This window comes from Rathayibacter sp. AY1F8 (assembly GCF_002932165.1).
GTDB lineage: Bacteria > Actinomycetota > Actinomycetes > Actinomycetales > Microbacteriaceae > Rathayibacter.
The window spans coordinates 74512-85098 of sequence record NZ_PSVB01000014.1; the positions used below are offsets into that span (position 1 = coordinate 74512).

Sequence of the window (10587 nt, forward strand, 5' to 3'; positions counted from 1 at the left end):
GGATCGGCTAACGAGACCGCGTGCCGTACAAGGCGCTCTTCACTCCCCGCCGTTCACTCACCGAATGAGCGAACAAGCTGTGCCCGTCGACGTTCTGCGCGTGCACGGTGCGTCACCGCTGGCGCGATGATGTCGTGCTCGTCGTGGAGGGCGATCCGCGCGTGGTGTCGGTTAATCTCGTCGCTGTCTTCTGCGATGAGTTCGATTGCTCGTCTGGGTCGGTCGGCGCGGAATAGTACTGCCCAGCGCACCTCGACCGACCGGTCGCGCGCCAGCCGGAGCAACTGCTCGTCATTGGGGTACTGGAGTCCGCCCTCTGCGGCTCCGGCGCGGACGGCGCGATCGCGGTCGGTGATGAGACGCTCCATCTGTGTCAGGGAGATGCGGGGGTTGCGCGCGCACATGCCGCGGACAACCGGTGACGGGTCGGTGAGAAGCGACTCGAAGATCTCCAAGTCGTCGGTGGTCTGAGCCGTCCGGCCACGAGTCTCCCCGAAGGGATCCGCCGCGAGTGTTCTCTGTACCGCAAGGGCGAGCGACCTTTGGTCGTCGTCCGCGTACAGGTGGGCAAGGATCGCACGGACCCACTTGTCCGTTGATTTCGCCGCGATCTCGTGGAGTTGAGGGCGTTCACGAAGGCTGGTGGCGGCGGCGAGGCGCACGGCGTCGACGTCATCAGCGAGGAGACGCCCGATCGTCAGGTCATCCGCAGCGGCGTTCTCGGCAACAGCGATGCGCACCGATTTCGACTCGTGCCCGGCGAGTACCCGCAGGAGCACAGCGTCCACCGACGACTCTGCCCGAAACTTTGCCGAACGAATTGAGGGCATGACCACGATCATGTCAGCAGGCGTCGCGGTCGATGCGGGGGAACCAGTCGCGTACCAAGGCGGTAGGAGTTTCAGTCTCGATAGCCGATCGTGCACCGGACGGATTCGTTAGGGGTTCTCGCTCGCCGGCCCTTCTGTGTCAGCGAGGAAGGCGGCGGCGAGTCGAGCGACCTTCTGGCGGTATCGCTCGCAGGCTCCGATGCCTCGCGCGTCGAGCTCGTCATCGACCTCGACAAGCGGCTGCGCAGCTGCCGGTCCGTCGTGACCGATCCGGTCGTGCACCCAGGATGAGAAGGAGCGGAGATCCCAGTCGCCGGTGAGGAAACGACGGCATGCGACGCGCAGCGCGAGAAGCGGGATCTCCTCACCGTCCCGATCCAATGGCCGCGCGCCCGCTTCGATGAGTGCCGCCGAGCTGAGGTCGAAGACGTCGGCGGGAGTGGCGCTGGAGTAGAGGGACGCGAGAGCGACAAGGGACTCGCTGTCACTCCCTGCTGCGACGAGATTCGCTGCCAGAGCGATCACGTCTCGGGGCTGGACCAGCCCGAAGAAGAGAGCGGCTGTCGTTTCGCGCAGGGTCGGGATCGAAGGGTCATCACGGTCTTCTGCATCGTCTCGCATCCGACCTCCTCCGACCAGTCGCTCGCTGCCGCCCCGCGCTGCTGTCGCGGCGGCGGCGTCAGCGCGACTCGACACGTCGATCGGAACCGGTCGGTGACAGGTCGGCCCGTGGCTGAACCCGTGCTCGAGCTCGTAGACGCATTCCGAGCAGACGTGACCGCCGGCCGGTCCGGCATCCGCGACGTGCTCCACCCACGGGTGAGAGCACGCGCAACAGGCCTCAGCGAGCAGGGAGCGGAACCGAGCGCGGCGCGAACGGCGCGCGTCAGCTCGCGGGCGCCAACGCGAGAGGCCGAACATCCCGTGAGCGTAGCGAGCGCATCGCCACGCCGTCGCGCGCTCCGCCGTGCTTCCATCGCTTCTGGCGTCCCGTAAGGGGGTCGCTGAGCAGGAACTTCTCGAGTCCCGCGGTGCCGATGATCGGTGCCGTGTGGCGGTACCGTCGTTGCCCCTTTCGTAGAGGACCTCTGTGATCACCGTCAGCAGGTCAGGGTGAACCTGACGAGCTGGAGACCAACGCTCGTCGCAGTGATGGCAGCGAACGCGATGAGCGACGCCGCCGGACGAGACGGCACTCTGCGTCTCTTGGACAGCATGAGGATGCTGGATGCGCCGAGCGCCCAGGCAGGTGTGCTGAGTGCGGCGATGAGGAGCAGGACGGGTCCGCCTGTCGGAGGCGGTCCAGGGTCATCCATCTCCGCGAAGCCCATCAGCCCGGCGATGAGGATCGCTAGTCCCGAGAACGTCACGATTCCGAGGATCGCTGTGAGGAGGAGGGCGTAGGGGAGCGCGGTCGACGTGAGCGCACGCGCGGTCTTCGCCGCCGCATAGACGGATCCTCCGATAACGAGCAGGGCGCCGAGGTACCAGGCTGCTGCGCTCAGCGGGATCTCGCGCGGCCGGCAGTCCGTCATGGCTGGTGAGGCGAGGGTCAGCAAGCTCGCGCCGGCCTGAACGAGAAGCGCGGCGACAACGGTGAGAACAATCGCCGTCGCACCGGCGATCCGCCTCGCGCGCAACCGTGCATCGTTCTGCTGGTCGGTCATGGGCTCGAGGGTAGCTACCCCAGTCGGATAAAGAGGTCTAGTGGAGGCGGCCGCCCTCCATGGGACCGTCAACCATGCGTCCGGTAGGGGATCGTTCAGCGGATGGCGGCGGCCGGCTGAGGGCGCCGATCGGGGGTCTCCGTCGCCCGTAGCGGACCGAGCCCGAGTGCGCGTCTGAGGACGAACGCGCGCGACGCAGGCCCGGACAACTCTCGCCGTCGCCGGTCATAGGTTCGGCTAGGTTCAACTCGTGCCTTCGAGTCGACCAAGTGACCTTTCCGCTTCGGCAACAATAGGAGCAAGTTTTCTTGCGCACGCGTGGATAGCCCTGCTTGTAGGGGTTTCTTACACGGTATCTGCTCTTATGATTGCTGGACCGATGCGTGAAGCGGCCTCGGGAGTGCAATACACGCTGGCAGATGCAGTTTTTGAATACGCGTGGCCGTTTGCTTTAGTTGCTGTAGTTCTTCTCGCGCTGTCGCCCTTGACCGCGAAGATATCGAGGTCTATTAGTGGCAGCACTAATGGGGGTTCTCATCAACCACTGAGTATCACGAGAAACGCTTGGCTTATTTCGTTAGTTGCATTTGGGGTCTGTTTAATTCCCGCAACCCTTGCCAGCGCTTTTGGGTTTCTGATAATACCATTCTTGCTAATCATTGGCACCCCGTCGTCTTTTTGCATAGTGGTGCTCTTCTTGCAAAGGGCGAATGCGCGCAGTGCGCGACAAATCAGACCCTGAAACAGGTGGTCGCGTGTTCGCCGTGTACTCACCGGAGGGGCCGGCGCCTTGCTTCATACGTTGCTGCGTGGCGATCCCGCCCGAGGGTCAGAGGGTGGGGAACCAGCTTGAGTTGTCCACGATCCACAGCGACACGGAGTTCCAGAGCCCGGTGATGACGAGGACGCCGATGACGATGAGGAGCACGGCGACGGCCTTGTTGGCGTAGGCGCCGATGCGGCGCAGCCAGCGGCGTGAGCGTGCTGCGCGGGCGAGGACGAGTCCGAGCAGGAACAGCGGGGTGAGCATGCCGAGGAAGTAGACGAACCCCAGCGCGACGCCGAGTCCCACGGTGTCGATGTTGGAGGCGAGGCCGTAGGCGATGGCGAGGGATGGGCCGAGGCAGGGGTACCAGACGGCGGCGCAGCTGATTCCGAGCAGCAGTGCCTTCGCGGCCGAGCCGCCCGGGGTGGACGTTTTCGTGATCCAGGGGATCCGGAGGAAGCCGAGGGAGTAGAGGCCGGCGGCGATGAGCAGTCCGCCGGCGATGAACGTGTACGGCGGCCGGGCGAGGTTCACGTTCGCGCCGAACGCGAGCAGCAGGGCCACGGATCCGATCAGTACGAGAGCGGCCCCGACCGCGAACGCGAGGATCGACCACACCTGCCGAGACGGTCGGGCCCGTCCGTCCCCTGTCGAGGTGAGGGCGCCGACGATGCCGGGGAGGATCGGTGCGGCACAGGGGGAGAGGAGAGCGAGCGCGCCCGCGAGGAACGCGGTGCCGAGCGCGGAGAACATCCCCTCACCCTAGTTTCCGGAAAGGGCACATCCTGGTCTCGCGCTTCCTAAGCTGACCTCGTGACCTGGACAAGTCGACCGCGCAGCATCGCAAGGGTGACCGCTCGAACCCTCGCCATCACGGCCATCGCTGCCGCGGGCGCGGCCTCGCTGAGCGGGTGCTTCACCACCGCCGAGCGGCCGCCGCTCACTTTCGCGGACCTCGACCGGGCGGCGACCGACGCCGATACGTTCCCGACGCTGCCCCCGCGGGCCTCCTCGTCCAAAATGGACGAGACCAGCTCCCGGCTCGTCGGCCGAGTCGGCGACCGGTCGCTGTTCCTGGCGCGCACGAGCGATCCGGAGACGACGTGCCTGACGAGCTTCGCTGACGAGGACACATGGAACCAAAGCTGCGGCGTCGGCGGGTTCGACTCCACGGTCGACCGGAACACTCTCCACGTCGTCCCGGACGGCGGGAGAGTCGAAGAGACGTGGACGCCGCTGAGCGAAAACGTCTTCATTCACAGTCCTGGTGTGCGGTGACGACGATCGAGGAGCTTCGACTGGATAAGAGAGGCAGGGAGCGGATGACTCAGAATCAAACTCGACTGCTCTCGTTCGCGTCGGCAGGAGCCCCGATCTTTGCAGTCGGGTTCGATGCTCGAGGAGGTCGCGGCGTTTCAAGTGCGAACTCCTTCTACCATCACCCCTCATTCCGACAAACGTTCTGGTCGCGGGTGAACCAGTGAAGCGTCGCGTCCGGTGGCGCTGGATTGCTCTCGCGGTCATCGTCCTCGTGGCGGGGTTTCTTCTCTCAAGCGACCTATCAGGGAGTTGTATGGACTACGTGAACGCGCCAGGCGTGTGCACTCGCGCCAACGAAGACCCGAGAACATGGGTCCTCCTTGTGATCGGTCCCCTGATCCTTGTGGGTGCGCTCTACCAAGCCTTCCGGCGTAGGTGACAGACGAAGAGGTATGCCCCTCTTGGGAGCGACATACTGCTTCGCGGGCGGGAGCGGTTGATCTATGACCGTCCTGGTCGTCGTGCAGAGATGGTTGATCGGTTGAACGGCTGGCGAGGTGCCGATTCGTGGCCCGTCTCAGGTGGCTGGCGGTGCTGTGATCTCGAGAGAAAGTTCGATCTCGATCGGGTCACCGCTGTGTGAGCGTAGGGCAAGAACAGCGGGGCCGGTGGGCAGGTTGGCGGGGAGGTCGAAGGACTCGTTGACAGTGGATCGTTCGCCCTTCGGTATCGGTCGGCCGAGGAGTATCTCTTCGCCGCTCGCGGAAGGGGTGATGGTCACCGTGACGTCCGAAGCTGCGCGGCTCGTGCCTCCGGTGTCTTCACACGTCTCCCAGATGAAGTCGGCGCTGAGCCGGACCACTCCGTCTGGTTGCAAGGTCGACTCTTGAAGCTCGACCGCCTTTGCGGCGCAGGATCCGGCCGAGCTCGAAGTCACGCCGGCGCAGCCGCTAACGCTGAAGACCATGCCTGCCGCGACGACAATGGATGTCAGCCCTGCTGTCCGTCCCTGCCTCATGCAGGTCAGTGAAGCATTGCGCGCTCCTGCTCTCATCACGAGCGCCGCAAACGTCATCAAACCGTTGATGTCCCGCACTCGGCCTTCGGTAGAGATCCGGAGGGCAGCGCCGGTCGAACCTCCCGTAACGGGATGGTTGGCCGGGCGCCTAGACGTCTGCGGGCAGCGGTATCGTCCCGCGAAGCCTGTGGCGGTGAAGCTCGCACCGTCGATCATTACTCCGACGTTCGGGCCGGAGGACATCAGCGCGGGATGTTCCTACTGCGCTCGGAACTGGCGCTGGTCGCTGCAGTAGCAGTGATGGCCGCGAGCGGCTGTCCTGCGGAACGCTGCCGCCCGCGCCCGCGCGCGGCGCATCCCGCGCGCCGGGCTGGTGCGGGGAACGGCCCTCCCGCAGACGCCAACTTGCAGCTCGCTGCCACGAACACTGTCCCACTGATGATCTTCGAAGGGCATGCGTGTCCCGCTGCCAAGCCCGGGTGTCGGCAACACCCAGGGTTGTATTGCCGAGCTATGCGGAGTAGACCTAGACGTGCACGACTACCGCTCACAAGGGGTGAGCGCGGGGACTTGGATGAAGGTCGTAATAGTCATGCACACCTCACGAAATCGGTCCGCTGGCAAAATCGCCACGGTGTTCGTTGCGCTCGTCCTGGGTACGGTTGTCGCACCTGCCGCTCAGGCTGACGTACCAGGACTGAACACTCATTCCTGCGACGGACAGACGTACGACCACTCGCTCGGCAGCTACAGCAACGACCAGGGGGACTTGCCGCTGCGTTGCGGAAATTCCCGGTTCGGACTGAATCACATCATCGCTCGCGGCCACTTTGACGCGGACACCAACTTCGATATTCAGCAGACACTCAGCTACGGCCTCTACGCACCCGGGAGCTCAGGCTCTAAGACGCTCTACGACGCAAACTGCACACCCGTCTACTTCGTTCTCTTCGGATATAACGCCTACAACGGCTCCGATCCCCTCGCTAACCCCATCGGCATCGTCAACGCCTACAAAATCGACAGCACCATAAACACCCGATCTACCAGCAGCACCACCGCCGCACCCATCATCCAACCGCCCTACGGGACCGGATGCCCCGTCTACACCCCGATCGAGAACGATTGACCGACACCCGCGACCTCGCCGACGTCGTGGGGTGGATGCGCCGCCACTACTCCACCCCTTACGACGTCATCGCGGCTACCGCAACCCACAGCTCAAACGGATGGAGCGTTGACACAACCATTCGAGCTACACCCACCTCCACTGACGAGGTAGTGAATCTCGACCAGTGGGACCCTGCCGCAATCGATTCCCTGACCACCGGAGGCGACCTTGCAGTCGAAGCCTTCGCGCTAATCTTGCACGCCAACCTCATCGAATGGTGGGATACGGAACGACCGAAAACGTCGACGCGATACTGAACCACTAAACAATGTGACGAATCAAGCATAAGATCCGAGCAGACACCCCCTGCGAGGCGACGGACGGAAAGCAGCTGATTGCTCCGTTGAGCGGCTCTTCACCGGCACGCCGACAGCATCACGGGCCGCCGACCGACTCGACCCTTCCCTCGGCAGCTCCCAGAACCGCGCCACCCCGGGCACGCTGCTTCAACTTCGATCCCATCGCCAACACTCCGACTCACGGTGGTATTGCAACGACCGGCTGAACCCAAGTCCCCCTAACGGACACCTCCGGAGTAGATGAGGACAGCCGCTCCGGCGTCGAGGAGCCTCTCCGGCCCCTGTTCGATGCGCGAGGATTTGGACACGCGTACCGATAGGGAATCGCTCTCCGCGTCGAGCGGGAGCCTCGCGCCCGCAGCGCGAGGCTCCTCTGACCCGGCCCGGCTCGAACGGGCTGCCACCCTCACCGTGCTGCGGGCAGGACACCCCCTTACTGGATTAGGGGTGCCTTGGGCGGGCGCATTCGACGGTAGTGCGGCGCGAGCCTCGGAGGGCTAGTGCGTCGATGCGTCCGGCGTCCGATGAGGGGTCGTCATCCGGCCGCCCAGGATGGCCGCGCATGAGACCGGAATCTCGCGGCGCTGTTTGTCGCAATAGACCCGCCCGATGAGATGCCCGATGGTGGGGCGTCAACTGACACACTGAGCGCACGGTCGCTCGTGGGATACGCCCGCGTCTCAACCGACAAGCAGGATGCGACCGCGTAGCGCGACGCGCTCCGGGCGGCCGGCGTCCCATCCGATCGGATCTACGTCGACTCGGGCCTGACCGGCCGGAACCGCGAGCGTCCCGCGCTACGAGAGGCGCTGCCTGCGTGCGACGCCGGATCGACTCTGCTCGTGACGAAGCTCGACCGGCTCGCGCGGTCCATCACAGACCCTCGCGACATCGTTGATGAGCTGACCCGCCGCGGGGTGAAGCTCAGCATCGGGGGATTGGTCCACGACCCGGAGGATCCGATCGGCCGGCTGCTGTTCAACGTGCTCGCGATGGTCGCGGAGTTCGAGGGGGATCTGATTCGTGCCCGCACTCGTGAGGGGATGAAGGTCGCGAAGGCCAAGGGGCGTCTGCGTGGCCGTCAGCCGAAGCTGTCGCCGAAGATCGAGGCGCATCTGGTCGCAGAGCATCGTGCCGGGAACTGCACCGTTGCCGAGTTCGCGGCGGAGTTCAAGGTCGCGCGGTCGACGGTCTATCGGGCGGTGCAGCGGGCTGATGCGCGCGCCGCTGACGCTGTCGCCCTGGCGCCGCCGACGGAGGGCGCATGATGTCGGGGGCGGAGAGGGTACCTGCGCTGGTGCCGGAGAGGGTGGAAGTGCTGCCCGGTTGGTCTGCGCTTACACGTGTTCTCAGCACCGGGTGGGGAACTCTCGCCCAGGCGATCGCCTCTATCTGGCTCTTCGTCGGGTTCGCGGTCCTTCCTCCGGGATCGCATCTGCCCCTTTTCGTGCCGCTGGTGCTGTTCTTCGCCGCTCTCGCTTGGTCAATGATCTGTCTCGCGATCGGCACGTCCAGGGTCACCGGTGAGAAGGAAGCCAGTTACACGACCCTGGGGTTCGGGCGCATCACGGTTCCTGCGGTTGATGCGAGAACGGGCGTCGTCCTGCGGGCGGCAGGCGAGCCGCACTGCCGACTCGTCGGCCGGGTCCGGCACTCCACCGCCGACGCGTCCGCCGCTCAGTCGAACCGCGCGCCCTCCGGCCGCGGCGGCAGCACGAACAGGATCAGCAGGAACACGTAGCCGGCGATCGGCACGAGGATCGCGAGGATCCACAGCCCGCTGCGGTTCACGTCGTGCAGTCGCCGCCAGATCAGCGAGAGCGACGGGAGGAACGTCGCCAGCGCGATGGCGCCCGCGGCGAGCGACACCCAGAAGGTCTGGAACGGCGCGCCGCTCGGGTACGGGGTCAGCGTGAAGTCGAGGCGCCACGGGCCGCCGTCAGCCAGCTGCAGGAGCGCGGTGAGGACGCTGCCGAGGAGGATGATCCACCAGTACTCGGCCCGGCTCGCCCTCCCGCGGAAGCGGAGGTAGTTGCCGAAGAAGCGGCGGAGCGCCGCCATCGGCGGAGCCCCGTAGTAGGGGAGGGTCAGCGGCGGCTCGGGGGTGCTCGGGCTCATCGGGTTCCGTCTCTCATCCCTCGACCGTATCCCCTGCTCCCCGGGGCGCCGCGTCGTCCGTGCGGACGACATCCCGGTGTTCGCCTCGGCGGAACGGCGCCGTGTTCAGGACGCAGGAGGCCGCCGTGACCACGACTGAGAAAGGCTGCCGTGCTCACAGCGCAGGAACACCGCCGTGTTCACGAAGCTGGAGGCCGTTGTGAACACGATCAGCGAGTAGGGACCGCCTCCGCCCGCACCGCCGCCGTCGCCCGGGCGTCGACGATCAGGCTGACGACGAGCCCCACTACGACGATGACGATCGCGACCCACGGCAGCACGTCGAGCCCGCTCGCGTCGATCGCCAGTCCGCCGACGACCGCGCCGCCGCCGATGCCGATGTTGAACGCCGTCGTCTGGAGCGCCGCGGCGAGGCTCCGCAGCTGGAAGGAGGAGGTGCGCAGCATCCGGGTCTGCAGCATCGCCGGGATGCCGCCGAACGCGATGTTCCAGACCACGGCGGCGACGACCACGGCCGTGGCGGCGCCGGTGCCCGCGGCGACGGCCAGGCCCGCGAGCGCCAGCACGACCGCGATCGCGGCGACCACGAAGCCCGAGCGGGGGAACCGGTCGGTCGCGAAGCCGGCCAGGACGAGTCCGACCGCCCCTGCGCCGCCGAACGCGAAGAGCACGAGCGGCACCGTGTCGGGGGCGAAGGAGGCGTTCTCGAGCCAGGGCGTGATGTAGGTCGAGAGGGTGTTCTGGCCGATCAGCACCAGCAGGATGACGACGCAGACGCCGATGATGCGGGGGAGCGTCCGGTCCTTCCGCGCCGGCAGGCGGATCTCGCCGGTCCGCAGCGGGATGTGGTGGTCGACCGCGGGCAGGAACTTCACCACGATCAGCGCGAGCACGAGCACGACGCCGCCGAGGATCGCGAAGGTGGGCCGCCAGCCGAACGCGTGCCCGAGCGCCGTGCCCAGGGGGACGCCGAGGACGAAGGCCGCGGATCCGCCGCCCGCCGTGATCGCGGTCGCGCGGCCGAGCTGCTCCGGAGCGACGAGGTGCGCGGAGTAGGCGGCGACGATCGCCCAGAAGAGGCCGTGGGCGAGCCCGCCGAGGATGCGCGCGCCGATGAGCAGCCCGAAGGTGGGGGCGAGCGCGGCGAGGACGTTGGCGACCGCGATGGTGCACAGCGCCACGAGGAGGAGGCTCTTGCGCGAGAAGCGCTGGGTCACCAGGGTCAGCGGAGTCGTCGCGACGACGACGGTCGCGGCGAAGATCGTGACGAGCTGGCCGGTGAGCGAGATGCTCACCCCGAGGTCGCGCGACATGTCGGGGATGAGCCCGGTCGGGAGGAACTCGCTCGTCACGGAGACGAAGACGGCGCCGGCGAGCGTGAGCAGGCCGATCCAGGGGAAGGCGGGGGCTTTCGCGGTGTCCTGAGGGTTCACGGTGTCCTGAGGTCGGGGGCGGGCG

General features: G+C 66.3%; 9 protein-coding genes and 1 pseudogene. 3 read left to right on the forward strand and 7 right to left on the reverse strand.

Annotation, left to right across the window (positions count from 1 at the left end):
* Positions 1-53: 53 nt before the first annotated feature.
* The 4 genes from C5C35_RS11425 to C5C35_RS11440 all read right to left on the reverse strand — a co-directional run bounded on the left by C5C35_RS11425 (position 54) and on the right by C5C35_RS11440 (position 4016).
* A complete protein-coding gene (locus C5C35_RS11425) occupies positions 54-842 on the reverse strand; it encodes a hypothetical protein (protein ID WP_104288640.1) in 789 nt (262 codons plus the stop codon).
* 96 nt (positions 843-938) lie between these two features.
* Positions 939-1451: a hypothetical protein gene (locus C5C35_RS11430; protein WP_104263155.1), complete on the reverse strand. Its 513-nt coding sequence runs from the start codon at positions 1449-1451 to the stop codon at positions 939-941.
* Between the two features lie 479 nt (positions 1452-1930).
* Positions 1931-2497 (reverse strand): hypothetical protein, encoded by a 567-nt coding sequence (locus tag C5C35_RS11435; RefSeq protein WP_104223345.1) that lies wholly within the window; start codon positions 2495-2497, stop codon positions 1931-1933.
* 829 nt (positions 2498-3326) lie between these two features.
* Positions 3327-4016 carry a cytochrome c biogenesis CcdA family protein gene (locus C5C35_RS11440; protein ID WP_104263156.1) on the reverse strand — a complete coding sequence of 230 codons (690 nt, stop codon included), beginning with the start codon at positions 4014-4016 and terminating at the stop codon, positions 3327-3329.
* A 96-nt stretch (positions 4017-4112) separates the two neighbouring features.
* Here C5C35_RS11440 and C5C35_RS11445 point away from each other — a divergent pair, with 96 nt between their 5' ends.
* Entirely contained in the window at positions 4113-4541 is a 429-nt protein-coding gene (locus C5C35_RS11445) for a hypothetical protein (protein ID WP_104263157.1), read from the forward strand.
* Positions 4542-5100: 559 nt separating this feature from the next.
* Here C5C35_RS11445 and C5C35_RS16745 read toward each other — a convergent pair.
* A complete protein-coding gene (locus C5C35_RS16745; protein ID WP_146084603.1) occupies positions 5101-5619 on the reverse strand; it encodes a hypothetical protein in 519 nt (172 codons plus the stop codon).
* A 454-nt stretch (positions 5620-6073) separates the two neighbouring features.
* Between C5C35_RS16745 and C5C35_RS11450 the strand changes: the two genes are divergently transcribed.
* Both C5C35_RS11450 and C5C35_RS11455 read left to right on the forward strand, forming a co-directional pair.
* The gene (locus tag C5C35_RS11450) at positions 6074-6670 is read left to right on the forward strand and encodes a hypothetical protein (protein WP_104340475.1); all 597 of its coding nucleotides are present in this window, start codon (positions 6074-6076) and stop codon (positions 6668-6670) included.
* Between the two features lie 955 nt (positions 6671-7625).
* A pseudogene (locus C5C35_RS11455) lies at positions 7626-8279 on the forward strand (recombinase family protein).
* Between the two features lie 409 nt (positions 8280-8688).
* Here C5C35_RS11455 and C5C35_RS11465 read toward each other — a convergent pair.
* Together C5C35_RS11465 and C5C35_RS11470 are read right to left on the reverse strand one after the other, a co-directional pair.
* A complete protein-coding gene (locus C5C35_RS11465) occupies positions 8689-9129 on the reverse strand; it encodes a DUF805 domain-containing protein (RefSeq protein WP_181068431.1) in 441 nt (146 codons plus the stop codon).
* Positions 9130-9338: 209 nt separating this feature from the next.
* On the reverse strand, positions 9339-10587 hold a 1249-nt coding region (locus C5C35_RS11470; RefSeq protein ID WP_308470970.1), incomplete at its 5' end, for an MFS transporter.